20 protein-coding genes, 3 tRNA genes and 1 pseudogene are annotated in these 26,152 nt (G+C 64.7%); 10 read left to right on the plus strand and 14 right to left on the minus strand.

All coding sequences use genetic code 11. The features are described 5' to 3' along the window. Nucleotides 1-169 precede the first annotated feature (169 nt). From J9892_RS22800 to J9892_RS22810, 3 genes are all read right to left on the minus strand, one after another. The gene (locus J9892_RS22800; RefSeq protein ID WP_113978567.1) at nt 170-2,029 is read right to left on the minus strand and encodes a U32 family peptidase; all 1,860 of its coding nucleotides are present in this window, start codon (nt 2,027-2,029) and stop codon (nt 170-172) included. Nucleotides 2,030-2,208: 179 nt separating this feature from the next. Then, nucleotides 2,209-2,820: a LysE family translocator gene (locus tag J9892_RS22805; protein WP_103244387.1), complete on the minus strand. Its 612-nt coding sequence runs from the start codon at nt 2,818-2,820 to the stop codon at nt 2,209-2,211. Between the two features lie 128 nt (nt 2,821-2,948). Then, nucleotides 2,949-3,902 carry a LysR family transcriptional regulator gene (locus J9892_RS22810; protein WP_103244386.1) on the minus strand — a complete coding sequence of 318 codons (954 nt, stop codon included), beginning with the start codon at nt 3,900-3,902 and terminating at the stop codon, nt 2,949-2,951. 200 nt (nt 3,903-4,102) lie between these two features. Between J9892_RS22810 and J9892_RS22815 the strand changes: the two genes are divergently transcribed. The 7 genes and pseudogenes from J9892_RS22815 (at nt 4,103) to J9892_RS22845 (ending at nt 8,366) form a co-directional block, all read left to right on the plus strand. Next, nucleotides 4,103-5,191, plus strand: a complete 1,089-nt coding sequence (locus J9892_RS22815; protein WP_069651795.1) for a ketoacyl-ACP synthase III — start codon at nt 4,103-4,105, stop codon at nt 5,189-5,191. 213 nt (nt 5,192-5,404) lie between these two features. After that, nucleotides 5,405-5,489, plus strand: a tRNA-Tyr gene (locus J9892_RS22820). A gap of 42 nt (nt 5,490-5,531) precedes the next feature. Then, nucleotides 5,532-5,616: transfer RNA gene (locus J9892_RS22825), tRNA-Tyr, on the plus strand. Between the two features lie 31 nt (nt 5,617-5,647). Further along, nucleotides 5,648-5,732: transfer RNA gene (locus tag J9892_RS22830), tRNA-Tyr, on the plus strand. Nucleotides 5,733-5,868: 136 nt separating this feature from the next. Beyond that, entirely contained in the window at nt 5,869-6,141 is a 273-nt protein-coding gene (locus tag J9892_RS22835) for a hypothetical protein (protein ID WP_049636154.1), read from the plus strand. Nucleotides 6,142-6,249: 108 nt separating this feature from the next. Continuing rightward, nucleotides 6,250-6,981 carry an EAL domain-containing protein gene (locus J9892_RS22840; RefSeq protein WP_113724961.1) on the plus strand — a complete coding sequence of 244 codons (732 nt, stop codon included), beginning with the start codon at nt 6,250-6,252 and terminating at the stop codon, nt 6,979-6,981. Between the two features lie 82 nt (nt 6,982-7,063). After that, nucleotides 7,064-8,366, plus strand: a pseudogene (locus J9892_RS22845) (endonuclease/exonuclease/phosphatase family protein). Between the two features lie 62 nt (nt 8,367-8,428). On the opposite strand, the gene J9892_RS22850 reads toward J9892_RS22845, so the two are convergent. From J9892_RS22850 to dsrO, 3 genes are read right to left on the minus strand one after another with little or no spacing between them, the layout of a single operon-like run. Continuing rightward, complete coding sequence (locus J9892_RS22850) at nt 8,429-11,536, minus strand: tetrathionate reductase subunit A (RefSeq protein ID WP_210539108.1); 3,108 nt, start codon at nt 11,534-11,536, stop codon at nt 8,429-8,431. Next, complete coding sequence (gene nrfD / locus J9892_RS22855) at nt 11,536-12,642, minus strand: NrfD/PsrC family molybdoenzyme membrane anchor subunit (protein ID WP_210539109.1); 1,107 nt, start codon at nt 12,640-12,642, stop codon at nt 11,536-11,538. Before nrfD ends, J9892_RS22850 begins: the two co-directional genes overlap by 1 nt. Next, complete coding sequence (dsrO, locus tag J9892_RS22860) at nt 12,632-13,420, minus strand: sulfate reduction electron transfer complex DsrMKJOP subunit DsrO (RefSeq protein ID WP_039215890.1); 789 nt, start codon at nt 13,418-13,420, stop codon at nt 12,632-12,634. The genes nrfD and dsrO overlap by 11 nt, the downstream gene beginning before the upstream one ends. A 259-nt stretch (nt 13,421-13,679) precedes the next feature. Between dsrO and J9892_RS22865 the strand changes: the two genes are divergently transcribed. The 3 genes from J9892_RS22865 to pepE all read left to right on the plus strand — a co-directional run bounded on the left by J9892_RS22865 (nt 13,680) and on the right by pepE (nt 17,049). Continuing rightward, nucleotides 13,680-15,587, plus strand: coding sequence for a PhnD/SsuA/transferrin family substrate-binding protein (locus J9892_RS22865; RefSeq protein ID WP_161957729.1), 1,908 nt, complete (start codon nt 13,680-13,682; stop codon nt 15,585-15,587). Between the two features lies 1 nt (nt 15,588). Continuing rightward, nucleotides 15,589-16,200 carry a response regulator gene (locus J9892_RS22870; RefSeq protein ID WP_052815175.1) on the plus strand — a complete coding sequence of 204 codons (612 nt, stop codon included), beginning with the start codon at nt 15,589-15,591 and terminating at the stop codon, nt 16,198-16,200. A gap of 120 nt (nt 16,201-16,320) precedes the next feature. Further along, the gene (gene pepE, locus J9892_RS22875) at nt 16,321-17,049 is read left to right on the plus strand and encodes a dipeptidase PepE (protein WP_113978710.1); all 729 of its coding nucleotides are present in this window, start codon (nt 16,321-16,323) and stop codon (nt 17,047-17,049) included. 379 nt (nt 17,050-17,428) lie between these two features. Here pepE and J9892_RS22880 read toward each other — a convergent pair whose 3' ends face one another. The 8 genes from J9892_RS22880 to J9892_RS22915 form a co-directional block, all read right to left on the minus strand. Continuing rightward, complete coding sequence (locus J9892_RS22880; RefSeq protein ID WP_042074913.1) at nt 17,429-17,746, minus strand: c-type cytochrome; 318 nt, start codon at nt 17,744-17,746, stop codon at nt 17,429-17,431. 126 nt (nt 17,747-17,872) lie between these two features. Further along, nucleotides 17,873-18,022: a twin-arginine translocase TatA/TatE family subunit gene (gene tatA / locus J9892_RS22885; RefSeq protein ID WP_042074916.1), complete on the minus strand. Its 150-nt coding sequence runs from the start codon at nt 18,020-18,022 to the stop codon at nt 17,873-17,875. 63 nt (nt 18,023-18,085) lie between these two features. After that, complete coding sequence (locus tag J9892_RS22890; protein WP_111896407.1) at nt 18,086-18,625, minus strand: nitrous oxide reductase accessory protein NosL; 540 nt, start codon at nt 18,623-18,625, stop codon at nt 18,086-18,088. 24 nt (nt 18,626-18,649) lie between these two features. Beyond that, entirely contained in the window at nt 18,650-19,480 is an 831-nt protein-coding gene (locus J9892_RS22895; RefSeq protein ID WP_111896408.1) for an ABC transporter permease subunit, read from the minus strand. Continuing rightward, on the minus strand, nt 19,477-20,403 hold the full coding sequence (locus J9892_RS22900; RefSeq protein WP_111896409.1) for an ABC transporter ATP-binding protein: 927 nt from the start codon (nt 20,401-20,403) through the stop codon (nt 19,477-19,479). Before J9892_RS22900 ends, J9892_RS22895 begins: the two co-directional genes overlap by 4 nt. Then, nucleotides 20,400-21,734: a nitrous oxide reductase family maturation protein NosD gene (locus J9892_RS22905; RefSeq protein ID WP_223930485.1), complete on the minus strand. Its 1,335-nt coding sequence runs from the start codon at nt 21,732-21,734 to the stop codon at nt 20,400-20,402. The genes J9892_RS22900 and J9892_RS22905 overlap by 4 nt, the downstream gene beginning before the upstream one ends. A gap of 55 nt (nt 21,735-21,789) precedes the next feature. After that, nucleotides 21,790-23,697 (minus strand): TAT-dependent nitrous-oxide reductase, encoded by a 1,908-nt coding sequence (nosZ, locus tag J9892_RS22910; RefSeq protein WP_111896410.1) that lies wholly within the window; start codon nt 23,695-23,697, stop codon nt 21,790-21,792. Between the two features lie 65 nt (nt 23,698-23,762). Beyond that, on the minus strand, nt 23,763-25,907 hold the full coding sequence (locus tag J9892_RS22915; protein WP_223930493.1) for a NosR/NirI family protein: 2,145 nt from the start codon (nt 25,905-25,907) through the stop codon (nt 23,763-23,765). Between the last annotated feature and the right edge of the window lie 245 nt (nt 25,908-26,152).

Consider the following 26,152-nt stretch of genomic DNA (forward strand, 5'->3'; position numbering starts at 1 on the left):
TGACGGTATAACCTGGCCAGAAGGAGGCAATATCAATATGATGCACGGCGACAGCAGGGTGATGGTGGTGGTGTGTTTGGAGACAGCCAGTTTACCAGCACCCTGTCTGTCAACTTCCACTTCCCCAAGATCCCGCGAAGAACCCAGGAAAGGGGACAGGACTAGGCCATCACCCCTTGAGGCTGCCCATCACCTGCATCTCGCAGCGGTGGCAGTCAAAACGCAGGCGGAAACTCTCCTTGCCCATCTTGAGCTCCAGGGGCTCGGCCTTGAGACCGGGCACCTCCTTGGGGCAGAGCTGCTGGCTGTAGCGGATGCAGTGCTTCGTTGTCATCAGCACCACTTCCCGCTCCTCCTTGTTCGCCTCATACGCGGGGGCGATGCTCCCCACCCCGTGTTCGCGAAAGAACTGCTCCGCCGCGCTGTTCAGCACGTTGCCGAGGTAGGAGAGCCGATGTTGGGGATAAACGGCGCCTCGCAGGGGAATGCGCCGCTCGGGTCGCCGGTAGGCAGCCAGACGGGCCGCCTCCAGGGCGGCAATGCCGTCCCGGCGCAAGCCGTTAAGCTGTGAAGCCGCAATAAATAGCGGGCGAGTGAATGCCAACTCAATCTGGCGAGCCACAAACAGGGTGTTGCCGAGTTTGCCGAGCTGATCCCTGGCCTGCTGCAGCGCCCGTTCCGGGTTGTCGGCCAGCTGCTGGTCGCAGGGGAGCGTGACGGCGGCGCCAATGCCCTGCTCGTCGGTAAGCGTGAGCCGCAGTCCCTCGTCGCACTCCGATAGCCGCATATCGACCCGGATGCGGCGATCCGCGCTCCCCTTTTCGAGCTGCTTGCTGAAGGCCTGATCGTGGTTGCGAAAGATCTCGGTGCCTACCTTGAGACCGGGCATGGGTTCCGACAGGAGTAACCGCTTGCTCTGTGCCTTCTCTTCCACCTTATTGAGGCGCATCCCCACCAGCTCGCCCCCCGGCTTGAAGAAGCCGAGGCCATCGCCGTTGTTGAGGGCAACGGCCTGGCCGTCGATCTCGATGCCATCGCGGGTCACGCTGGTGACGCGCCCGAGCGGCTCCCCGACGTATTTCGGGCTGCGCGGCGAGTCGATGCCTGGCTGTCGGCCATGGAGGAAGTAGTCGGTGCTGCCCCGGTTGAAACTCTTCTTGGGATCCGGCGTAAAGGTGTAGCTGCAACGACCGGCGGAAGCGGCCACCAGATCGGGGCGGCTCGCCAGGATGGAGTCCAGCTTCTGGCGATACCAGGCGGTGACGTTCTTGACGTAGTCGAGCCCCTTGAGGCGCCCTTCAATCTTGAAGGAGCGGATCCCTGCGGCGATCAGCGCCTCCAGGTTGTCGGTCTGATCCATGTCTTTCAAGGAGAGCAGGTGGCTGTTTTCCACCAGCACCTCCCCCGCTGGCGTTTGCAGGGAACAGGGCAGTCGACAGAGCTGGGCGCACTCGCCGCGATTCGCGCTGCGCCCGGTGCGGGCGTGGCTGATGTTGCACTGGCCGCTGTAGGAGACGCACAGGGCGCCGTGGATGAAGAACTCCAGCTGCACGCTGGTGGCGGCGCTTATCTCGCGGATCTGCGCAAGGGAGAGCTCGCGGGCCAGCACCACCTGGGAGAAGCCCACGTCCTGCAGAAACTTCACCTTTTCCGGGGTTCGGTTGTCGGTCTGGGTGCTGGCGTGCAGCGCGATGGGGGGCAAATCGAGCGCCAGCAGCCCCATGTCCTGCACGATCAGCCCATCGGCCCCTGCCTCGTAGATCTGATGGGTCAGGCGCCGGGCCTGCTCCAGCTCGTGGTCGTGCAGCAGGGTATTGAAGGCGACGAAGACCTGGGCGCCGAAGCGGTGGGCATGGCGGGCCAGGGCCTCGATGTCCTCGAGGCTGTTGCCCACCGCGCTGCGGGCACCGAAGGCGGGGCCCCCCATGTAGACGGCATCGGCGCCGTGGTTGATGGCCTCGATGCCATAGGCGAGGTTCTTGGCCGGGGCCAGCAACTCCAGGCGGTTGTGATGGTTCTGATCGCGCATAACGTCCGGTTCGAAGGGCTGCAAATGGCCGCCACTCTAGCCAGACTCCCCGCCCCCCGCCTTGATCCCGCTTAAGATCACCGCAGAATGCAGGATTGACCCGGTACAAGGACATCTGGCTGCCCCCCTCATCCCCTGGCCCTGAGAGAGTGCCGACTACGCTGGCACCCGACGCGGAGCTAGATCACGACCTTGAGGGCCAGCCCCAGCAGCACCAGGCCGCTCACCTTGTCGATCACGGTGGATTTGGCCTTGAGCCAGGCGAGTACGGGCCCGCGAGAGAGCACCAGGGCCACCAGCACATACCAGAGCGCATCGATGCCGCCTGCGGTCAGCATCATGATGCCCCCCTCACGCCAGCCGGTGTCGGCATGCACGAACTGGCTGAACAGGGCGATGAAGAAGATGGCGAGCTGGGGGTTCAAGAAGGCCACCATAAAGCCTTCGAACGCCCCCTGACGGCCACGCGCACCGTGCACCGTCTCGTCGGCAGCGTCGCCACTGGCGGGCTTGGCCAGCAGCGCCTTGAGCCCGAGCCAGGCGAGAAAGGCCGCGCCGCCGTAGCGGATCAGATCAAACAGCAGCGGGGTCTGGGTGATCAGTACCGAGAGCCCCAGCGCCGTGATGAGGGCGTAGATCCCCACCCCCAGGCCGTGGCCGAGCGCCGTCGCCACCCCGTGGCCCTGCCCCCCCTGCACAGTGTTGCGGATGATCAGCGCCAAGCTGGGCCCCGGACTGATGGCCCCCATCACGCAGATGGCGGCGAGCGCCAGCCAACTCGTCATTTCCATACTCTGTCCTTCTTTCAAGCCGAATGTTGCTACCCGGAATCAGGGTAGGGGTCGGCCAGCTATGCCAGAAGTGAAAGTTATGAATAGAGCCCATAGCCAACGGCTATAGGCTGGCATAACGGACTGCCCTAGCGGAGCGGGTCTGCCTTCCGCTCCAGCTGTTTGCGGCTCTCCCCCAGGGTGAATTGCAGGTGATCCCGCAGGAAGGGGTAGGCCAGCTCGCGAAACCAGCGGTGGGCCGGATCCAGGTGGTGGCGCTGGTGCCACAGCAGATGATACTGCTGCACCCGGGTGGCGAAGGGGAGGTCGCAAAAACTCAGGGCATGCTCCCTGGACAGCTGCCAGGCGATGTGGGCCGGGGTGGTCATCAGGCAATCGGTGCGCAGCAGCACCTCCACTGCGGCCTGGAAGAAGGGCACACGGGCAAACCAGCGACGGGAGAGCCCCAGGGGCGCCAGCACCTGCTCCACCGGGCTGTCCTTGTCGCCGCCGCCGCTCACCTGCAGGTGGGGCCAGGCGAGGTACTCCTCCAGGCTGGGCGCCGTGCCCGAGAGCGGGTGATGGCGCCCCATCAGCATCACCAGCCTGTCCTCCCCCTGATGCAGACCGCGGATCTGATCCGGCACCAGCTCGGTGATGGTGGAGACCAGATCCAGCTCGGACTGCCACAGCTGCGGCAGCAGGCGCTTGTCCCACAGGCTGTACTCCAGCGCCGCCTGGGGCGCGGCCCTTGCCAGCGCCGCGCAGATGTCCGGCAGGATGTGCTGGGCCACGTAGTCGGAGGAGGCGAGCCGGAACACCCGCTCGCAGCGCTCGGGGACAAACTCCGGCGCCGCGTAGAGCCGCTCCAGGGCACCGAGGGAGTCGGCAAGCGCCGCCGCCAGACTCTCGGCCCGCGGCGTCAGCAGCCAGCGCTGCCCCTCCCGCACCAGCAGCTCGTCACCAAACTCGCTGCGAAGCTGGCCGAGCTGCTTGCTGATAGAGGGCTGACTCAGGTGCAGCAGCTCCGCCGCCCGGCTGATGTTGCGGGTCTCCAGCAACACCTTGAGGGTGGGCAACAGGTTGAGATTCGCTTTGTGCACTGACAACACCTCGGGAAGGGAGAGCCTGGGTCGGGCCTTCATCTTACGGCAAGGAGAAGCGGAAATTTAAGCAAAATCACGGTCTTGCTCCCGCCACTCCCCTTACACTGGGGGGACCGCAGGATGACAGTGAACGCCCCGTGCGGCATAATTTCGCCACTTTCCGCCCCAGGGCGGCCATCACGACAAGCGACGACAAGATGACATACGCCACTATCACCGGGTGGGGAAAATGCCTGCCCCCCGCCTCGCTGACCAACGATGACCTCGGCACCATCATGGATACCTCGGACGAGTGGATCTACCCGCGCACCGGCATCAAGGCCCGCCGGGTCTCCCATGTCAGCACCCAGACGCTCGCCACCCTGGCCGCCCGTCGCGCCCTGGCGTGCGCAGGTCTGGACGCCGCCGCCCTCGATGGCATCATCCTGGCGACCGCCACACCGGGCACGCTGGTCCCCAATGGCGCCTCCGCCGTGCAGCAGGCCCTCGGCGCCCACAAGGCGGCGGTGTTCGACCTCAACGCCGCCTGCACCGGCTTCGTCTATGCCCTCTCGGTCGCCACCTCCCTGGTGCAGACCGGCATGATGCAAAGGGTGCTGGTGATCGGTGCCGAGCGGCTGACCCAGTTGCTGGACTGGGCCAAGCGCGACACCGCCGTGCTGTTCGGGGATGGCGCAGGCGCCGTCATCATCGAGGCGAGCGAGCAGGAGAGCGGCCTGATTGCCAGCAAGCTCGGTTGTGACAGCGAAGCGCGGGAGATACTGCACGTGCCGAACTTCGGTACGGATCGGGTGCGTTTCGCCGACATTGACGGCCTCTTCACCTTCAACTTCGAGGGGCAGGAGATCTTCAAGCGCGCCGTGCGCGGCATGGGCGAAGCCACCGGCACCGTACTGGCCCAGGCCGGCATCGCCCCCGAGCAGATCGACCTCATCGTGCCGCACCAGGCGAACGTTCGCATCATCGAGACCCTGGCCAAGCGGATGAACGCCCCCATGGAGAAGGTGATGGTCAACATAGAGCAGTACGGCAACACCTCCGCCGCCACCGTGCCCATCGCCCTGTGCGAGGCGCTGGAGCAGGGTCGGGTCAAGCCGAACAGCTACCTGCTGACCGCCGCCTTCGGGGCCGGGCTGACCTGGGGCGCCGCCCTCATCAAGTGGGGGGATCGCGTCACCCCGATCGCGAGTTGCGACGAGGTGCTGCCCCCCTGCGAGCAGAGCGCCCTCGAACTCATCGCCCATGCGGTGCAGGGTTGCCAGCAGGCCCGCCCCGCCGACGCCTGAGCGAGCGCCAGCTCCCCAGGAGCCCCGTGGCTCCTGGCAGCCAGCCCCCCTACGTCCCCTCGCCGTTTCGGCAGCGACATAAAAGTCATTGAAAAGTGTGAATTTTGAGCGAAACATATCAAAAAATGACCACTTGACACTTTTTTGTCGTCAGAATGCGGCCAAGGGGTTCACAACCTTGCCGGATCTGGTAGTATGCGGCCTCGCACTTGGGGAGGGGTTCCCGAGCGGCCAAAGGGATCAGACTGTAAATCTGACGGCTCTGCCTTCGAAGGTTCGAATCCTTCTCCCTCCACCATTCAAGTGCGTCAAGTAAGTAAAAATCAGGAAAATACCCCGTGGAGGGGTTCCCGAGCGGCCAAAGGGATCAGACTGTAAATCTGACGGCTCTGCCTTCGAAGGTTCGAATCCTTCTCCCTCCACCATCTTCCTGAACACAATATGCAATGCCCCTGTGGAGGGGTTCCCGAGCGGCCAAAGGGATCAGACTGTAAATCTGACGGCTCTGCCTTCGAAGGTTCGAATCCTTCTCCCTCCACCATCCTTCAGACAACCCGGCCTCGCGCCGGGTTTTCGCTTTTCTGGATAGAATCCATATGGCGCTGTCAGATCTGACAATTGCCCTCCCCGCACTTTTTAGAAACAGTGGAGCCTCATGTCGCAAGGAGTGCACACAGATGTTTGAAATCTGGGATGAAACGGGTCGCGAGCACGGGCTGACACTGCCCGAGCTGCAACTGCGGCTGCGGGATTACCAGGGAGACGTGATGGTGCGCTACCTCAACCGCCTCGGCCTGCCGAGCACCCTCTTCCTGACCATCCGTCAGGGATGCGCCTATCAGCGCTTCAAGGCGGGTTCCCCCATGCTCGACTGGTCCTGGCTTGCCCAGGCCATGCACGCAGCCCCCCTGGCTGGCACCGCACCTGCACAGGGCCATGCCCTTCCCTGATCCCTTCCTGCCCACGCCCAAGCAGGGCCCATTATCAGACTCTTCCTACAGCCTCCCTTTAGACCCTCCCTGTATGATGCGCAGCCATGTTCCCGTCAGGTGAGAGCCATGTTTGCGTTCAAAGAAGAGTATCCCGTGAGTGCCATGGTCAGCATGGCGGATATCGTCGTCCCCTTTTACCAGCCCATCATCGGCCAGGATCGTCAGGTCAAGGGGTATGAGGTGCTGGCCAGACGCTGGGATGCCGGCAGCCAGGGTTATCAGGGCATCGATTTTGCCGCCCTCGGCGAAAATGACGCTCTGCACCTGGATATCGTCATGCTCAGGGCCATCATGCGCGATCTGCCCGTGCTCGCCCAAAAAGGCCCCTATGCGCTCTCCATCAACCTCAATCCGGCGCTCTCCAGCCCCACCTACCGCAATCTGCTGTTGCTGGTGCTGCTCCAGGCCCGCAAGCTGGGGATCGCCATCTGGTTCGAGGTGCTGGAACACGTCAGGATCAAGCACCAGCACAGGGAGATGATCGAGGTGTTGCGAGCCCATGGCGCCCACATCGCCTGTGACGACTTCGGCTCCCTGGCATGCAACTTCCAGCGCCTGATGATGCTCCCCTACGAGATCGTGAAACTGGATCGTTCCCTGCTGCTCCAGGCTGTACGCAGCACCCATGCCCTCAACATGCTGACGGGGCTGGTGAAATACCTGCAACGACTCGGCATGGCCGTGGTGTGCGAGGGAGTGGAGACCCAGGCCCATATCGAGGTGGCGAACCGGCTGGGCTGCGACTACCAACAGGGCTACGCCTACGCCATTCCCTCCCCTCTCTCCCGCTGGGCCTGAGCCGAGCGCTTGCGTGTCACGGGGGAAACCCGGGCACCTTTCCCATGAAATTCGGCAGGGTGCTGCCATTTTCCTGCCAAAGATGGCAGGCTGTCCCGGCCACACTGACGCCGAGGCCCGACATGGTTCGCTTTGCCACCTTCAATCTCGCCTTCGATCGCACTGCACCCGGCATGCTGGGGGAAGAGCTCGCCCTGACCCGCACCGAGCAGGATGCCCTGCTGGCCCGCCTCGCCGACGGCACCTTGAGCGGCGCCGAGAAGACCAAGGCCCTCGACGTGCAGCAGATCCGCAACATCGCCGAAATCATCCAGCGCACCCGGCCGGACGTGTTGCTGCTGAGCGAATTCGACAATGACGGCAAGGGCAGCGACACCACGGACCTCCACGCCTTCAACGACAACTACCTGGCCCATGCCCAGCACGACGAGGTGACCGCCATCAGCTATCCGGTGCTGCAGAACTTCGCCACCAACACCGGCCTGATGAGCGGCCATGACCTCAACCTGGATGGCCGAGTGAGCAGGCCGGACGACGCCTGGGGCTTTGGCAGCTATCACGGCCAGTACGCCTTCGCCGTGATGTCCCGGTATCCCATCGATACCAGGCAGATCCGCACCTTCCAGACCTTCAAGTGGAAGGAGATGCCGGGCGAAGCGAACCCCGTCATCGACGACTGCCACAACCCCAGGGCACCGATCCCGAGCGGCCGCCAGTGTGGCGATGCCTGGTATGACGACGCCGCCTGGCAGGCGCTCCCCCTCTCCTCAAAGAACCACGCCGACGTGCCGGTGCGCATCAGGCAGGGAGACAGGGAGGAGGTGCTCCACTTCCTTATCTCCCACCCGACCCCGCCCATCTTCGGCAACGCGGCGCGCCACAACGTCAAACGCAACCGTGCGGAGATAGCCTTCTGGCAGGACTATGTGGCAGGGGCAGGCTACATGGTGGATGACGCAGGCAAGGCGGGTGGCTTGGCCGAGGGCGCCAAGTTCGTCATCGCCGGGGATCTCAACGCCGATCCCCAGATTGGCGACGGGGATCTCACCGCCATTCAGGATCTGCACAACCATGCGCTGGTCAACCAGGTCGTCACCAACGGCGCCCTGATCCCGGTCAGCCAGGGCGGCCCCGAGTGCCTCGCCAGCCAGCCGGATCAGTGCAAGCGCAACAACAACCGCCCCACCCCGGAGCGCATCACCAGCAGCAGCGGCCTGCAGCTTGACCACGTGCTGCCCTCCGCCAACCTGAACGCGGTCGCCTCCGGCGTGTTCTGGCCGGCCAGCTTCGAACCTGGCTACCACCTGGTGTATGACGCCAAGCTGGGCATCGCCAAGGGCGTCAGCTCGGATCACCGCCTGGTGTGGGTCGACGTCACACTGTGACTGTAACTGTGACGCAGAGCAGACAAGCAACGGGGCCCGCAGGCCCCGTTTTCATTGGTTTGTCATACCAGCTTCTCCACCCGGGCCGGCAGCCCCTGACGGGCCGACGAGCCGATGGCCCAGTCCACCAGGGGGTAGCGGCCATGGCGGCTGGGATCCAGCACCGCCAAGTCATTCAGATTGACCCCGGCTCCGCGCAGCGGATTGGCGACCACTTTCTGGCCGTCTATCCAGTGTTCCCGCGCCCCCAGCTCCTTGTGGCCGAAGCCGTGCTCGATGGCGATGGCATCGGCCTGCACCCCGGCCACGCACTCGGCCACCCCAATCACGCTGCCATCCGGGGTACTGACCCGCACCCTGTCCCCGCTCTCGATGCCCAGCTGCGCCGCCGTCTGTTCATTGAGCCGCACCCGGTTGCTGGGGTTCACCTGGCGCAGGCGATCCGAGCCGATGCTCATGGAGCTTATGGTGTGGGACTTGTAGCTGGTGAGCAGCAGCGGCCACTGGGCCGGTTTGAACGCCTCATTGAGCGGCGTGCCGTCCGCCAGCTGGGGGCGGAAGAAGCGCGGGGTACCGCTCAAGTATTGCCCGCTCTGGCTGTGGCGGCGGCTGCCCACCTCGGGGTTCCACACCATCAGCGGCTTGGGCCAGCGCTTGCTTGGCTGACCCGCGTCATCGCGCCCCTTGGCCGCCGGCTCGAAGCGCCCGCCACGGGCGAAGAGATAGGCGGCGCGGCCCGCCTCCTCCGCACTCAGGGTGGCATTCAGCACCGGCAGGATCCGCTCCACCCCGGACCAGGCGAGATCCTCAGGCCCGATAGGAGGCACCGGCTCGCCGAGATAGGCGACGTTGGCCGCCCCGTAGAGGGAGAAGTCCGCCGCCCTGTTCATGCCATGCAACTTGCCGTCCGCCCCTTTGAGCGCCCCCTCGCCAAAGCCCGGCAGCCCCAGCCGTTTGGCCACCGCGGTAAAAAAGGACTCCATGCAGACCGGATCCCCCTCGGCAGTCTTGGCGACTCTTGGCTCCACGATAGGCCAGCGACCGGTGGAGACCTTGGTCATCACCCCGTGCCAGGCGGTGGCCCAGCCCCAGGATTCGTAGGTGAGGGTATCAGGCACTATGTAATCCGACAGCGCCGACGACTCGTTGATGAAGCTGTCGATGCTGACCACAAGGGGCAGCACGGCAGGGTCTTTGAGCTGCTCGCCTATGGCCTTGCTGAGCCCGGCCTGACCGTAGAGGGGGTTGCCCATGTGGTTGATCCAGGCCTTGAGCCGGTAGGGATAGCCGTTCACCGCCGCAGTCAGGTGTTCGCCGAGCAATGGGCCCGAGATCGGGAACCAGGGCTCTTGCGCCGGATAGGGGTTCTGGCCCGCCTCGCGCTTGCGGCGATATTCGGAGGTCTTCTCGTAGGGGAACTTGGATCGCGACAAGAAGACCCCGGCGGGCTTGACCATGCCGGGGAAGCTCGCCAGATCGTAGCGCGGCCCCGCCCCGAAGGGATCGAACTTGCCGCCGCTCGCCACGGCGCCGCCCCGGGCGTTGAGGTTCCCAATCATGACGTTGAGCATCATGATGGCCCAGGCCGAGTAGAAGCCGTTGGCGCTCATGGTGCCGCCGTGGGAGACCACCGCCGCCCGGGTGCCGTGGCTGGTGAATTCCCGCGCCAGCGCCTCGATATCGGCCACCGGCACGACGCACTCGGCGCTGTATTGCGCGAGAGTGTGCTCCCGGCACGCCTCGGCCAGCAGCTGGAAGCTACTCTTCACCATCAGCTCCCCCTTGAGGCCCTGAATGGTGCGATCCACCCAGAGGTTGGCCCGCTCACACTGGCCGGCGGGTCTCGGCTCGCCGCTGCCCGCTTCCTCTACCAGCATGGCATCCCCCTCTCCATAGGCTTCCCCCTCAAAGGGCAAACCAAGATCGCTGACCCGCAGCATCTGACCGAAGCGCGGGTGGGTCTCATCACAGAGCACCAGGTGGCTGGCGTTGCAAAAACCGCGATAGCCGGCCCGCTCGGCGGCGGCGGCATTGGGTGCCGTCAGGAAGGGCTCGGCATAGCGTTGGTTGTCGATGATCCAGCGCAGCATGGCCATGGCCAGCGCCGAGTCGGTGGCGGGACGGATGGGCAGCCAGCGGTTGGCGGGGGCGGACGGCATGTTCACCGTGTTGGGCAGGCTGGGAGCCACCACCACGTAGGAGAACGGCTTGCCCGGTCGCGCCCGGTTTGCCGCCAGCTGACGAGACTGGCGCTTGAAGGGATTGCCCGATTGCTGGGGCGAGGTGCCCATGAACAGCAGGAAGTCGCTCTCGTCCCAGTCCGGCTTGAGGTGGGCGTTCTTCTCCAGATCGTCCAGCAGGGCGCCGGCCCCGACCCGGAACGACAAGCCGCAATAAGCACCGTGGTTGGCGAAGTTGCGGGTGCCGAAGCTGTTGAAGGTGAAGCGCTTGATGAAGTGATCCCGCCCCTCGTCCGAGGCGTTGCTCACCAGCAGCTGGTTGGCCCTGGGGCCGTACTCCGGGTTGGCCGGGTCGAGGGGCTCGGCGAGGTTGCGAATGGCCCGCAGCCCCTCAACCAGGCCCTCGCCAAACAGATCCCCCCCCTCCACCACCTCGGCCACCAGCTGCTCGAAGGGGATGCTCTGCCAGCGGCCACTGCCACGGGGCCCCACCCGCTTGAGACAGCGGGTGACCCGCTGCGGGCTGTCGAGCTGCTCCAGCATGGCGTTGCCCCGCGCGCAGGCGGTGGAGCGCCCGTCCAGCCCCCCTTCCTGGTAGCCGCTGGTAGCGAGCAGCGCCTGCTTGACCGGGATCTTGAAGTCGATGTGATGGCGGGCGGAGAGGGGGTGATAGGGGTTGCCCAGGATCCGCACTATCTGGTCGCGCTCGTTGTCGATGCGTGCCCGCACTCCGCACAGGGTCCAGCAGCCGAGGCACATGGTGTTGGCAACCCGCTGGGCCGGGTTGGGGTGCAACGCTCCCTGCTCGTCAACCCGGTACTCCACGGCCAGCGAGTTGCCATGGATGGGATCCCGGGTCGGCTGGCCCGAACTGCCGGTGGCAAGGCCAGTCGCCACCTGCTTGAGGGTGTCGCTGTAACCGGCGACGAACAATCCGGTGCCGCCGGCGATGGCGGCGCCCTTGAGAAACTTGCGCTTGCTGTGATCCATCAGAGTGCCTCGCGTGCAAAAGGAGTGGGTGCCTTGATGGCGGGGGAAACAGAGGGGCGCACCAGCTCCGAGAGGGCCACCAGCAGGGCCAGCAACAGACCGAAGGTGCCGAGAATGCCGAGCACACCGGCCGGGCCCCAGGCGATTTCATAGAGATAGACGCCGGCCCCGTACTTGGGCGCGAGCTGCCCCTGGATCAGCACCAGCCAGCGCAGGCCCCACACCAGGTGCAGCCCCAGCAGCGCCAACCCCCAGAGTGACAGGCGGGCAGAGATCCTGGGCCGCAGCAGCATCAGCAGGCTGGCCAGCCCCAGGATCAGCAACAGCCAGTGGGCCGCCAGCCGCCAGCTCGGGTCGAGCCGATAGAGGGCTGCAGCCTCTGCCGCCGAGGCGCCGCCAAACAGGGCCCAGCCCAGCAGGGAGAGCGCCAGCAGGCCTAACGTCCAGCCGCTCTGGTGCAGCAGGGTCGACTCGGTCTGGGCATGCCAGCCCGCCAGCAAGCGATTGAGCAGCAGCAGGGCACTCTGAGCCCCCAGCACCGCGCTCAGGGTCAGCAGCCAGGGCAACCAGGGGGTATGCCAGAGCGGGCGCGCCGCCACCGCCATGGTCTCAAGCCCGGTGTAGAGGGCGATGCTGAGCCCGCTCACAGCCGCCAGCAGGGAGAGGGGCCGCTGCCAGACGAGCCCCGACCAGCTTCCCAGGCAGAGCAGCCGGGCAAGGCGGGCTATCTTGTCCCCGTCTGCGCCACGCCGGGCCAGGGCAGGCCTTAGCAGCAGCCAGCCGAGCAGCATGGAGAGCAGGCTGAACAGCGGCAGCAGATAGGCGCCATACCACATGACGGAGCCAAAGCGCGTCTGGGCGTAGAAGTGCCAGGCCCGGGCCGGCTGGTGCAGATCCGCGGTCAGGGCGATGGGGGCCACCAGACCGGCCGCCACCATCAGCACCGCCGCCAGGGTCTGCAGCCGCGGATCCGGCGCCTTGCGCCACAGCTCAAACGCGCCGAGCCAGAGGGCCCCGTAGGCGAGGCCGATGAGGAAGAAATATTGCACCGCCCAGGGCAGCCAGGTGATGGGCTGAGCCGGGGCCAGCAGTTCGTTAATGACCATGGGCTATCTCCTTGCCATCGTCGGTGAGCAGGGTGCGCAGGGCCGGGTTGCCGTCGACCTTGCTGACGAAGGCCTCGTCCATGCCGAGATAAAAGACCCGCGGCTGGGTATTGGCCTCCGGCTTGAGCACCTTGAGGGCCGGCTCGTGTTCGCGCAGCAAGCGGCTTATCCGGCTCTTGGGGTCGTTCAAATCGCCTATGATGCGCGCCTCGCCGACACAGCTCTCCACGCAGGCGGGCAAGAGCCCCGCCTCCAGCCGATGGGCGCAGAAGGTGCACTTGTCGGCGGTGTTGGTCTCGTGGTTGATGAAGCGGGCGTCGTAGGGGCAGGCCTGCACGCAGTAGCCGCAGCCGACGCACCAGTCGTTGTTGACCACGACGATGCCGTCATCGCGCTGGAAGGTAGCACCGGTAGGGCAGACCTCGAGGCAGGCGGGCTCGGCGCAGTGGTTGCAGAGCCTTGGCAGCATCAAGAGGGAGGCGGGAGCCTCGAGGGCGGCCACGTCGCTCACCTCGTACTGGCTCACCGTGGTGCGAAACTGGCCGAGGGGGGGCTGGTTTTCGATGGTGCAGGCCACGGTGCAGGCCTGACAGCCGACGCAGCGGCGCAGGTCGATCAGCATGCCGTAACGCTTGCGCCCGTCCCCCCGGCTGATGGCCGCTCGCCCGTTGCGGGGAGCGGGAACGGACTGCGCCTGAACCTGGGTGACGGGGATCAGGGCCGCCCCTGCGGTGAGGGCGGCGATCCCGGATAACAATCGGCGCTTGCTGGGCTCCATGGCGTCTTTCCTTCTGCTGAGCTGGCTTGAAAGGGGTTGGGCCGATTGTCCTCAACGCAGGAAGTCGCCTCTATTGTGGTTTTCCACATACCGGGAGCCGGGTTGATCCAGCGCAATAAAAAATGGCCCAGCCCTGCTGAACTGTGACCGGGGCGGCGTTTGCCGCCCCTCCCGGCCCCGTTCGCGTGCAAGCGCGCGCCCCAGTGATAGACTGCCCCCTTTACATCGAGAGGAGAGCCCCCTGCACGCCCCAGTTCCCTTGCCCCTGCTCAGCCTGCTGCTCTGGCTCGCGCTGTCAGCCCTGCCGCTGCGGGTGCAAGCCGCCCCGACCCCCTCTTCGCCAGCGCCGGCCCGACAGGAATCCGCACCATCCCAGGCCATGCCGGTGCAGGCCTTGGCCGAGCCGATACGCATCGGCGTGCTGGCGACCCGCGGCCCGGCACTGGCAAGAGCCCAGTGGCAACCGCTGCTGCGCTGGCTGGCACAGCGCGTGCCCGCCCATCGCTTCGTGCTGCATCCGCTGGGGCTCGATGAGCTGGCCGAGGCCGTCGCCCGCGAGCACCTCGATTTCGTCATCACCAACCCGGGCCAGTCGGTGAGCTTGGCTCGCCAGTACCCGCTGGCCTGGCTCGCCACCCTCAAGAGCCCGGCCGGGGGGGACAATCTCGCCATCGGCGCCGCCCTGGTGGTGCCCGCCCAGGCCCCCTACCGACACTGGCGTGACCTCGAAGGGCAAGCGGTCGCCGCCGTCTCGGAGAACGCCTTCGGCGGCTACCTCGCCTATCGCTTCGAGGCAGGCGAACAGGGGGTCAGGCTGGAGCACTTCTTCTCCACCGTGCAGTTCACCGGCTTTCCGCTGGACCGGCTCATCGAACGGCTGGCGGCAGGGGAGGTAGCCGCCGCCATCGTGCCGGTGTGCCAGCTGGAGCGCATGGAGCGGGAGGGCAAGGTCGCCAGGGGGGCATATCGGGTGCTGGATGATCAGGCGCCGACCGGCTTTGGTTGCCAGAGCTCGACCCGGCTCTACCCCAACTGGTCCTTCGCCAAGACTGAGCGGGCCTCCCCCGCGCTGGCGCTGGCGGTGACCCGTGCGCTGTTCGACCTGCCCGCAGATAGCGAGGCGGCCATCGCCGCCGATTCGGCGGGCTGGACCGTGCCCACCAGCGAGCTCGCCATCGACCGCCTGCTCCAGGCGCTGGATCGCCACCCGCTGCAGGGCCCCTGGTGGCAAGCGGCCTGGCACTGGCTGCGCCAGCATCAGCAGTGGGGCTGGGGCGCCCTGGCGCTGGTGCTGCTGCTGGGGGGCCACCACCTGCTGCTGCAATACCTGTTCAACCGCAGCCAGCGCCGGTTGCTCAAAGCCCGCCACCAGCTCGAGCAGAAGGGACGCCAGCTGGCACAGGCCAGACGGCTCGCCGAACTGGGCGAGCTGGGCGCCAACGTGGCCCACGAGATCAATCAGCCCCTCAGCGCCATCGCCAACTACAGCCAGGGAGCCTTGTTGCGACTGGACAGATTGGCACAGGATCCGGCCCAGTCTGCCGCCCAGGCCTCCCTGCGTCAGGCCCTGGAGCAGATAGGGCTCCAGGTCCAGCGCATCACCCAGACCGTCAACCGGCTCAGGGCCCGGCTGCAGAAGCGCCCTCCCCGCTTCGCGCCTTGCGACCTCCCCACCCTGGTGGCGGAGCTGTGCCCCCTGCTGGAGCAGATGCTGGCGCCCCTCGACGTCGCCTTCACCCTGCACTGGCGAGGCCAGCCGCGCCGGCTCCCTCTGGACGGCACCGGGATGGAGCAGTTGCTGGTCAACCTCATCAAGAATGGCGCCGAGAGTGCGGCGCAGAGGGCTCGCCTTCCTACGCCAGCAGCGGCACAGGAGCCTGCCCGGGCCGAGCTGCTGATCGCCTTCGAGGCACAGAGCCTGCGGCTGGAGATCCGCGACAACGGCGCCGGCCTGAGGGAACCTGCGGCCCTGCTGCAGCAGGCGTTTTACAGCGACAAGGCGGATGGCATGGGGCTGGGGCTGGCCATCTGCCGGGAGGTGGTCGAGAGCCATCGCGGCCAGTTCACCCTGGAGAACCTGAGCCCCCACGGCTGTCTGGCCCGGGTCATTCTGCCTGTGCCGCCCCCCGAAACCCTCCCTTCATCCACCGACATGCCAAGGAACTGAGATGCCGACCCCTGCCCGCCCCCCGCTCTATCTGGTCGATGACGACGAGGCCGTGCTCGACTCCCTGCGCTTCATGCTGGAGAGCTGCGACGAGCGGCAGCTGTTCAGCTTTTCCGATGGCGAGCGCTTTCTGGCAGAGGTCGATCTGCACCAGCCCGCCTGCCTCATCCTCGACTGCCGCATGCCGGGGCTCTCTGGCCCCGAGGTGCAGCAGCGGCTGAAGGCGGCCCAGAGCCCCATCGCCATCCTGTTTCTCACCGGCCACGGCGAGGTGCCCCTGGCGGTGGAGTCCCTCAAGCAGGGGGCGGTGGATTTCTTGCAAAAGCCGGTGCAGCTGGTCCCCCTGCTCGCCGCCATCGAGCGGGCCGAGCAGGCGACGCAGGCGGCGGCCACCCGCCTCGCCCAGCTGGCCGCCTTTGAGCGCCTCACCCCGCGCGAACGCCAGTTGTTGCAGCTCATCGCCCGGGGCCACAAGAACCAGCAGATAGCGCAGGATCTCTGCATTTCGGTGCGCACCGTCGAGGTGTGCCGCGCCAGCCTGATGAAACGCCTGGCGGTGAACTCCCTCGCCGAGATGCTGCTGCGCTACGCGCAGGTGAACGAACACCCCTGAGTGGCCTGCAACCGTACAAAACGGGCAGGGATCACACATTTGGCGCTTCGATGGCGGTAGAGTGCCCTCTTCTCTTCACCAGGATCGCTCGGGTCCTGCGCCTTGTTTCGAGGACACATCATGGAACTGCTTCTGCTCAGCAACGGTAAAACCACAGAACACCCCGGCCTGCTCGGCTGGGCCCGCGACCGGGTGCAAACCCTGCTCGCTCGCAACCAGGTCAAGCGCATCCTGCTCATCCCCTACGCGGTGATCCGCAGCGACTGGGACGCCCGCGCCTTCGAACTCAGCGAGAGCCTGGGGGTGAAGGCCATCAGCATCCACCAGTTCGACGATCCGGTGGATGCCATCCAGCGGGCCGACGCCATCTTCATCAGCGGCGGCAACACCTGGCGCCTGAACCAGCTGCTGCACGAATACGGCCTGGTGGTGCCCATCCAGCGTGCCGTGCGCGAGCGAGGCGTGCCCTATGTGGGCTGGAGCGCCGGCTGCAACGTGGCTACCCCCAGCATCCGCACCACCAACGACATGCCGGTGTGCAGCGCCGCCGTGCTACCGGCGCTGGGCCTGTTCCCCCTGCAGATCAACCCCCACTACCTGGATGCCGGCATCAGCGGCCACATGGGGGAGACCCGGGACGAGCGCCTCGCCGAGTTCTGCGCCATCAACCCGAGCGAGCACGTGGTGGCCCTGCGCGAGGCCAGCCTGCTGCAGATCAGCGGCGACACCATCGAGTACTGGAGCGCTCGGGGCGAGGGCTTCAAGATCTTCAAACACGGTGAAGCGTCCCAGGAGTTTATGGACGCCGCCCCGCTGGCCAAGCTGACCCCCTTCACCCCCAGGATCTGACGCGACTGGCATCGCCAGATCTGATGCATCAATGAAAAGAGGGATGGCCCACGCCATCCCTCCCGTTTTCTTCGGCTCGCCAACGACAGACCCCACCCTGTGTGGCCTCCGCATAGAGGAAGTCAGGGAGGCGACGATCATCGGCGGCCTGGTTCACGAGAGGGTCGTCGGGACTGCCGGGCATCGGCATAGACAGGGGGCGGGGAACCTGGGTGCGCGTCGGGAGAGATGACGGGCGCCGGACACTCATCATGTGGAGCACCGGCATCGTCTCTTGAGGTGGAAAGAGAGCGGGACCCGATGGTCAGAGGGTGATCCTAGCGGCAAGGTCCCGGATCCCCCCTGACTCAACATCGGCCCAAGTGCGAGCCGACACGACTCATTTTTTCTGACTGAGCACCCATTCGGCCAAGGTCTTGGCCTCGTCTTCCGTGACGGCGTTGGCCGGCATGGGCACGGCACCCCAGGTGCCCTGGGTGCCATTCTTGATGCGACCGGCCAGCAGGGTGGCGGCGTCCTTCTGCCCTGCATACTTGGCGGCTACATCCGTGAAGGCGGGGCCGACCAGCTTGGAGTCCACCATGTGGCAGCCCACGCAAGGCTTGCTCCTGAACAGCGCCTCGCCATCTTGCGCCATCGCCGGTTGCAGGCCGAACACAGAACCCAGTACTAACAGTGAAAGCACGCTTTTTTTCATGTTGGTATTTCCTTTTGTTGATGGAGGCGGCAACGCCCCCGCTTGGTATCCGGCCTCCCAATCCCGGTCACGCTGGCGGCCCGGCGCGACCAACGGCATCAGATATCGGGCGCGGATAATGTTCTCTTACTGGCTCTCTTTATCGCCCAGCATGTTGCGAAATCCCCGCACGGCATTGCCCAGATCCGAACCGATGCCACGCAGGCGTCCAGTGCCAAACAACATGATGACAATGGCGAGAATGATCAAAAGCTTCCAAACACTGATCCCCATCATGGGAGCATCCTCTTGCGATCTAATGAGTGATAAGGGTGAAAAAATGTGGTCGATGCCAGCCGATCAATGGGCCGCCGGGCCGCCGTGCGACTCGGCCTGATGGGACTCGGGTTGCAGCAAGGCGAGATCTATCTGCCCGAATCGCACCAGCCTGCCGCCCTGTTTGGCGGCGAACGCCTTGGCATCCTCTTCGCGGGCGAACGAGGCCAGTGCGGCCCCCATGGCCCCCTTCAGGTTTGCGCCGACGACATAAAAGGCCTGGCGGGCGTCGATCAGGGCGTCATCATGAGGTTTCTCCCAGGTCGAGCGCGCCATGTCGTGCACATAGAGGGTGATATCTTGTCCCCGGTTTTCCGGTTGCAACCACCAACCGAACAGCTCGGCCGTGGAGCAGAACTTCATCGCCCCCTGTTTGCCCACCGCCTCCCCCTTGGGGCCGGGAAAGTCACCGATCGCCATGCCGCAGACGTGACACTCGTCGCCGGAGTGAAAGGCGACCGGCTCATAAACCTGTCGATCCGAGCCGGCATCGTTGCAACCGGCCAGCGCAAGCAGCAGGGCCATCAGGCTGCCTTTGAGATAAAAACCATTTGAATTCAGCATATTAATATCCTTGTCATACCCGGCTCAGAGCGAGCGACGACGAAACACGGCATAAGCCAGCCACAGCGACACGCCGACCCACAACAGCAGGCAGAGCCCGAGCAGCTCGCTGGGAAAGGGCAATTCGCTCCCCAAAGAAAGAACCCCCAGCCCGCCACTCTCCCCCTCGAAGCCGGAGAGGTTGATCAGCCGGTAGATGTCCGCCGGATTGAGCAACAGCAGCCAGGGCAGGAGGGTGGCGCTGAAGTGCCCCTCGCTCAGCACCAGCAAGGCCAGCAGCAGCAGATCGAACACCAGCACGAACAGGAACCAGACGCCCAGCGCCAGCCCGGCGGCCCGGGACTTCTCGCTGACCTTGCTGCTCAGTACATAGGCCATGGCGAGGAAGACCCAGCCCAGCAGGGTCGACGACACCATGAAACGGCCGAACGCCCAGACCAGGGTGGAGAGGGAGATATCCTCCACCAGCACGGCGATGGCCAGGGCGGCGCAGCCAAAGCCGAGCAGCGTCGCCAGCGCCAGGATCAGGCCATGGCCGACAAATTTGCCCATCAGGATCTGGCCGTGACCGAGGGGGTATGTCAGCAGTAGCATCAGGGTGCCGCTCTCCTCCTCACCGACGATGGCATCATAGGCCAGCAGCAGGGCGATCAGGGGCATCAGGAAGGTGGCGAGGCTCGCCAGACTCGCAATGGTGGCGGGGATGGAGGTAAAGCCCAACTGGCCGGAGGCAGCGGCGCCGAGCCAGGCGATGCCGACCGCCAGCACCGCAAACAGCAGGGTGATGGCCAGCAGCCAGCGGTTGCGCAATCCATCGCTGAACTCCTTGCGGGCAATGTTCCAGACCTGATTCATGGCTGAACCTCCTTGCGGTTCGCCTGATCGGCGCGCGCCATGTAGTGGCAATAGAGATCTTCCAGCGAGGGTTGATGCACCTCGATATCGCCCGGTTCGCATTCACGCAATAACTCGCGCAGCAGCGCCAGCTTGTGGCCGTTGTGCACCACCACTTCCAGGCTCTGTGTATCGAGCAGGCGCGTCTGGTGGCCAGCCCCCTGCCAGCGGTCACGCCAATGGTTGCCGTCCGCCAGCCCGTGAACGCGCATCCGTACCGGCAAGCCGGTGTCGGCGCGCAGCTGGGCGAGGTCGCCCACGGCTTGCAAGCGGCCGCCGGCCAGAATGGCGACGCGATTGAGGTGGGCCTCCACCCCGGCGAGCGCGTGGGAGCAGAGGATGATGCTGGTGCCCCCCTGGCGCAGGCGATCGATCAGCTGATAGAGCTCATGGGTGGCGATGGGATCCAGCCCCACCGTGGGTTCATCGAGCAACAGCAGGCGCGGCTCGCCGAGCAGTGCCTGGGCCAGGCCGAGCCGCTGGCGCATCCCCTTGGAATAGGTCTTCACCCGGCGATCCGCCGCGTGGCCGAGCCCGACCTGATCCAGCAACACCGCCACCTGTTGGGGGGCCGCCCCCCGCAGACGGGCGAAATGGGCGAGGGTTTCCCGCCCCGTGAGCTGCGGATAGAAGGTCACGTTCTCCGGCAGATAACCGAGCTGACGCCGCACCTCGAGATCCTGCGGCTGGCCACCGAGCACCTCGACCCTGCCCTCGCTGGGCGTCAGCAGGCCGAGGATCAGCTTCATGCTGGTGGTCTTGCCCGCGCCGTTATGGCCAAACAGCCCCAGCACCTCCCCTTCGTGCAGACTCAGGTTCAAGTCCTGCAATATGGTCATGCCCGCGATGCGCTGGTGCACGCCCTGAATATCGACCGCCTTCATGAGGGATCCTCCTGTTTCTGATGCGCCTGGATGGCGGGAGGCCGCATCAGCGGGTGGCTATCCTGCACGCCGGGCGACTTGATGATGGGGAAGGCGCGCTGGGCCCAACGCAGCACCTCGATGCCGGGGCTGTTCATCAGCAGCCGAACCTGCGGGTAGAGCCAGAGCAGCCTGTCCACGTTGTCGTTCGGTTCGTAGGCCACCTCGCCCAGGCCATCGTCGTTGCGATCCCAGCCCAGATAATCGCTCCAGTAGTTGCCGCGCCCCTCCACCGACCACTCCTGGCGCCGGGAGGCGACATATTTGACCTGCTGCCGGTTGTTGATGAAGGCGTTGTCGCTGATGCGGTTATCCTCCGACCCGGCCGTGAGATGGATGCCGAGCGTGCTGTGCTCGAACCGGTTGCGCTCGATGCGGTTGAACAACGAGTTGTAGATAAACAGTGCCTTGCCCTCGGAGCCGGAGCTCGCGGTCATCGCCATGTCCTCACCCGAGCCGCCGTCACGCACCCCCGTGACCAGGTTGTCCGTGAGGGTGGAATAAGTGATGTAATTCATCAGGATCCCGTAATTTTGATCCTGCTCGGAGCGATTGCCGATCACGGTCAGCTTGCGACTCTGCATGAGCGCGTAACCGGTGCGGGTACGGCGGGTCAGGTTGCCCACCACCCTGTTGTCGTTGGAAAACATGTAATGAATGCCGTAGCGCAGATCTTCCAGCCGATTGCCTTCGAGGCTGTTGCCGTTGGAGGTGTCGATGTAGATGCCATCGCGGGCGTGGCGTACCCGATTGCCGATGACCCGCGCCCCGTGCACCGCATAGAGATGGATGCCGTTGCCGCGATCCTGGGAGCGGATCTGCGGATCTCCCTCGATGACATTCTCCAGCAGGCTGACGTTGCTCGTGCCATCCACCCAGATCCCGCTGGCCGGTCCCCGCATCCGGTTCGCCTGCACCCTGGCGCGGGTGGCTTCCCGCTGGATGAAGACGGCGGCATTGAGTTGGGTGAGGTTGTTACCCCAGTTCGTCAGGGTGCAACCCTGCACCGTCACGTCCGGCGCGGCGATGGTGAGGGCATTGCCCTCCCCCTCGGCATCGAGCACCGCCCCCGCCTCGCAACTGAGCGTCAGGGATGCTTCGATACGAAACTGCCCCCGATACTCGCCGGCAGGCAGACGCCAGTGCGCCTCACCATCGGGTTGCAGGGGCAGGGAGCGAATGGATTGAGGTGCCGCACAGGCGGCCCCGATGCAGGAACAGCCCAGCACCCACAGCGCAACGGTGCGCCAAAGCCGTCTTGGCAAAGCCGGTAAGACCGAGAGAGGGTTCATGTCCAACATCCTGAAAATGCGGGTGGTGCCGGCTCGGCACCACCCTGACCCATGGTCAGGCCGGTTCGACCAGCATGCGACCCACCATCTCCATGTGGAGCGCATGACAGAACCAGCTGCAATAGTACCAATGCAGGCCTGGCTTATCGGCGGTGAAGGTGATGGAGGAGGTCTGCTGCGGGCTGATCTCCATGCTGACGCCGTGGTTGACCATGACGAAGCCGTGGCTGACATCCTCGATCTGATCGATGTTGGTGATCACCACAGTGACCTCATCCCCCTGCTTGACCTTGAACTCGGTGATGCCGTAGGCCGGGGCCGACGAGGTCATATAGACCCGCACCTTGTTGCCATCGCGGATCACCTTGTTGTCGGTCTCCAGCTTGATGCCGTCCTTGGTCGCCATCTCGACGGTCGGGGCGAAGAAGGGGTCCTTGCGATCCCACAGCTTGCGGGTCTTGATCTGATCCCGGCGGGCCAGGATGCAGTCGTGGGGCTCGGCGAAGGTGGGGCCGTCATGCACCAGCTTCATCTCCTCGCCGGAGATGTCGATCAGCTGATCGTTTTCCGGATGGAGCGGGCCGGTGGGCAGGAAGCGATCCTTCGAGAACTTGCACAGCGCCACCAGCCACTTGCCATCGGCTTCGCTGGTCTCGGTCAGGGACGCATGGATGTGGCCGGGCTGGTACTGCACGTCGAGCTTCTGCCGGATGTAGTCCACCTTCTCGCCGTTGTAGGCGCGCACGGCGTCGGCCATGTTCCACTTCACGACCTGACTGTCGATGAACAGGGTGGTATAGGCGTTGCCGCGACCGTCGAAGGTGGTGTGTAACGGGCCCAGACCCAGCTCCGGCTCGGCCGCGATCACCTCGCGCGGATCCTTGAACTTGCCGGCGAACAGATCGTCGAGCTTGGCGATCTCGATCATGCTCACGGTCGGTGACAGCTTGCCGTTGGCGATGAAGTACTTGCCATCGGACGAGGTGTTGCAGCCGTGCGGGTTTTTCGGCACCGGGATGTAGCGGGTCAGCTCGGAACCTTCCCGACCATCCACCACCGGCACCTTGCTGTCACCCAGCGTCACGAACTTGCCCGCCTTGACGGCCGCCTCGATGCGCGGGATGTTGAAGACCACCACCCAGTCGCGCTCGTTGCGCATCATGCCGCCCAGATCGTAGGCCTTCTCCGAGTTGTAGCAGGTGGACGCCGCATAGGTGCCGGTGTAGTCGGCATCGGTGTTGTCCAGGTTGCCATCGACAATCACCTGGAAGGCCATCTCCATCTTCTCGGCGTCGATGACGTTGAACAGGGTGTAGCTGTTCTTGCTCTGCAGATCGAAGCTGGTGCCATCGTTGGGATGGGGGATCACGAATTCGGCGTTGGCAAACACGTACTTGGTGTGGGGCACCTTCTGCAGGCGCAGGCCGTGAATGGCCTGGACGTTGGGCACCGTCAGCATCTTGTCGCACTTCATGATGTCCAGCCGGATGCGGGCGACCCGGCTATTGGCCTTGTCGTTGATGAAGAGGTACTTGCCGTCGTACTTGCCGTCGGTCATGGAGATGTGGGGGTGATGGCAATCGCCATTCAGGAACCTGGCGCTCTCCCCCATGATGTGGCGGCTCTCGTTGGTCAGGCCCCAGCCGGTGGCGGAATCGATGTTGAACACCGGGATCCGCATCAGCTCGCGCATGGAGGGAATGCCCATGACCCGCACTTCGCCCTGGTGACCGCCACTCCAGAAGCCGTAGTAGTCATCCAGATCGCCCGGCGCGACATGAATGTTCTGCTTGGCCTCGGAGACGGCCGCCGCCCAGCTCTCCCGGCTCATCACAGCACCACCGAAGGCCGTGGTCGCCAAGGCGGCCCCCGTCAGCGCACTCGCCCCCTTGAAGAAGCTACGACGGCTGAGGCCGCCTTGACTCAGCTCCTGCTCGGTGTTGTCAGGATACATATCACTCATAAACCGACTCCTTTATCATTTTCAGACGGGGCGAACGGACTCGCCTCGCGATGGTTATTGGTTATTCAGGTTTCAATGGAGGTGACAGGTATCCGTTCAGTGCCCACCTGTCCTTGGGCGCCACGCTTGGCCTGCTTGTTTTTCATCACCAGTGGCAGGCACTTGCGCTCGTTGTGATAGGTCATCTGGCAATCGAGGCAATAGTGGCATTCGTTGGCATTGATCCGCCCATCCGGGTGGATGGCCTGGATCTCGCACTCCTTGGCGCAGAGCTGGCAGGGGCTGCCACACTCCTTGCGACGCTTGAGCCAGTCGAACTGGCGCAGCTTGGTGGGGATCGCCAGCGCGGCCCCCAGCGGGCAGATGTAACGGCAGTAGAGCTTGCGGGTGAAGAGGTTGATCACCAGCAGCAGCACGGCGTACAGCACGAACCACCACTGCCGATCGAAGCCGAGGATGATGGCCGTCTTGAAGGGCTCCACTTCGGCGGCCTGCTCGGCCATCTGCATCGACTCCAGCGAGATGCCGAACAGCACCAGCAGGATGATGTATTTGATGGCCCAGAGCCGTTCATGCACGGCGAAGGGCAGCTCGAACTGGCGGACCTTCAGCTTGCGGGCCCCTTCGTTGATCAGCTCCTGCAGGGCACCAAACGGGCAGAGCCAGCCACAGAAGACGCCGCGGCCCCAGAGCAGGATAGTGGCGGCGGCGAAGGTCCAGAGGATGAAGATGACGGGATCGGTGAGGAACAGCTCCCAGCGAAAATCCTGGAACAGCGCATGGACGAAGGTCAGCACATTGACCACCGAGAGCTGTCCCAGCGCATACCAGCCGATGTAGATCAGGGTGAACAGCAGGTAGCCACGGCGCAGCCAGTGCAGGAAATGGGGTCGCCGGGTGAAGCGATCCTGGAAGAACAGGATGGCGGTGAGCAGCAGCAGCGCGAGCCCGATGATGCCGATCTGCACGCTCTTCTGGTACCAGATCTTCGCCCACATCGGTCGCGCGGCCTCTTCGGCGGCGGCCAGCTCCTCGGCACTCGGCAGGGGCCTTGTCAGATAGGACTCGGGCAACTGGTAGGGGAGCTCGAAGCTGCTGAAGACACTCTTGATGGGGCCGGTCTGACGCCGCACCAGCAACTCCAGACTCCAGGGTGAACCAGGATCGAAGGCGGTATGGGCGCGGATGGTGAAGATGGCCATCTCGCCAAACGTCGGCATCCCCCCGGCGTAGACATCATCGAGGCGCTGGAAGTCCAGATCGCGGAAGCTGATGGTGTCGCCGAACTGGCGCAGTTGCACCCGATCGAAGATGCCGCCACGCACATAGCCCGATCCCTTGAAGGAGTACTCCCCGCTGCCCAGCACGGCGATGGCCTGCTCGCCGGTTTTGAGCCCCTCCATCAGTGCCCGGTACTGTTTTTCACCCAGCAGGTTGCGACCTATGGTCGGTGGGTTCAGATGAGTGACGTAGAGATCGATGAAGGTATCCTTGGCCCGCTCGGCCGGGGCGGTGCCGACACCTTCTGCCTCCGTCCCCTTGAACGCCTCGTCGACCTGACCACGGGTCAGGTGCAGCCGACGGATGGCACCATTGCCGGTGAGACCGGTCCAATCGAGGGGCTCATAGAGGTCGCTACGCACCAGGGCGGGCTTGGGTCTCGCCCCCCCCTCCTCCTTGACCAGCCCCAGGGACAGCGCGACCTTGTGCGCCCCGTGCATGACGATCTCGTTGACCACCATGGCGGTGACGGTCGCACCGGTGATGGCATCGATTGTGACCGCATCCGGGTCGCTGGAGTGGCCGACCACCACCCGTTGCCCGACGCCGACACCTTTGTATCCGGCGCTGAAGTCGTGCAGCTTCGCTTCCGGGATCCCCACCAGCAGGATCGGCTCATGGTGCTCGAGCACATAGGCATCGACGATCACACCCTTGGGGTCGAGCAGTATCTGCATGTTGATCGGCTTGCCCGAATAGGCGGGGATGTTGACGACATCGATGGTCTGGAAGGCATAGCCCGTCGGCTTGCCCCCTTTGGTCAGGGTGCGCACCTGATAGGGACCGCTGGCCTTGGAAATAATGGCGCCCGGAAAGAACTGCTCGATGCGGGTCTGCTCGACCGGGTACGTTTTGGCGGTGAGACTCAGGCTGGGGAGGAGCAGCAAGGTCATCAACAACAATGCCCAGAGGCGGGATAACGAGAGCAATGGGTAAGGTCCTGATCGCATCATCATATTCATATGCCCCTTTCCGCCAGAGTCCCTTGAGATGCCAACCTGCGTTGCTGCCAAAATCCATGCCCTGCTCACAACGCTCAATGGTAACCATTTAAAACCCATGGCTAATGGAGATCAACCTAAATAGACAACTGAGTTGCATAATTGAAAGCACCATCACACTTATGCCCGCGAATCTCATGTCGGAGCGCAACCTTTGGTCATTGATCGGGTTG

The organism is Aeromonas sp. Prich7-2 (assembly GCF_017939255.1).
GTDB classification, from domain to species: Bacteria; Pseudomonadota; Gammaproteobacteria; order Enterobacterales; family Aeromonadaceae; genus Aeromonas; species Aeromonas caviae.

Excerpts from the sequence above, each read along its gene's own strand:
- J9892_RS22870 (WP_052815175.1), top strand. The coding sequence starts at position 15,589 with ATGCCGACCCCTGCCCGCCCCCCGCTCTATCTGGTCGATGACGACGAG.
- nrfD (WP_210539109.1), bottom strand. The coding sequence starts at position 12,642 with ATGGTCATTAACGAACTGCTGGCCCCGGCTCAGCCCATCACCTGGCTG.
- J9892_RS22905 (WP_223930485.1), bottom strand. The coding sequence starts at position 21,734 with ATGAACCCTCTCTCGGTCTTACCGGCTTTGCCAAGACGGCTTTGGCGC.
- J9892_RS22890 (WP_111896407.1), bottom strand. The coding sequence starts at position 18,625 with ATGCTGAATTCAAATGGTTTTTATCTCAAAGGCAGCCTGATGGCCCTG.
- J9892_RS22895 (WP_111896408.1), bottom strand. The coding sequence starts at position 19,480 with ATGAATCAGGTCTGGAACATTGCCCGCAAGGAGTTCAGCGATGGATTG.
- tatA (WP_042074916.1), bottom strand. The coding sequence starts at position 18,022 with ATGATGGGGATCAGTGTTTGGAAGCTTTTGATCATTCTCGCCATTGTC.
- J9892_RS22900 (WP_111896409.1), bottom strand. The coding sequence starts at position 20,403 with ATGAAGGCGGTCGATATTCAGGGCGTGCACCAGCGCATCGCGGGCATG.
- pepE (WP_113978710.1), top strand. The coding sequence starts at position 16,321 with ATGGAACTGCTTCTGCTCAGCAACGGTAAAACCACAGAACACCCCGGC.
- J9892_RS22815 (WP_069651795.1), top strand. The coding sequence starts at position 4,103 with ATGACATACGCCACTATCACCGGGTGGGGAAAATGCCTGCCCCCCGCC.
- J9892_RS22800 (WP_113978567.1), bottom strand. The coding sequence starts at position 2,029 with ATGCGCGATCAGAACCATCACAACCGCCTGGAGTTGCTGGCCCCGGCC.
- J9892_RS22850 (WP_210539108.1), bottom strand. The coding sequence starts at position 11,536 with ATGGATCACAGCAAGCGCAAGTTTCTCAAGGGCGCCGCCATCGCCGGC.
- nosZ (WP_111896410.1), bottom strand. The coding sequence starts at position 23,697 with ATGAGTGATATGTATCCTGACAACACCGAGCAGGAGCTGAGTCAAGGC.
- J9892_RS22840 (WP_113724961.1), top strand. The coding sequence starts at position 6,250 with ATGTTTGCGTTCAAAGAAGAGTATCCCGTGAGTGCCATGGTCAGCATG.
- J9892_RS22805 (WP_103244387.1), bottom strand. The coding sequence starts at position 2,820 with ATGGAAATGACGAGTTGGCTGGCGCTCGCCGCCATCTGCGTGATGGGG.
- dsrO (WP_039215890.1), bottom strand. The coding sequence starts at position 13,420 with ATGGAGCCCAGCAAGCGCCGATTGTTATCCGGGATCGCCGCCCTCACC.
- J9892_RS22880 (WP_042074913.1), bottom strand. The coding sequence starts at position 17,746 with ATGAAAAAAAGCGTGCTTTCACTGTTAGTACTGGGTTCTGTGTTCGGC.
- J9892_RS22835 (WP_049636154.1), top strand. The coding sequence starts at position 5,869 with ATGTTTGAAATCTGGGATGAAACGGGTCGCGAGCACGGGCTGACACTG.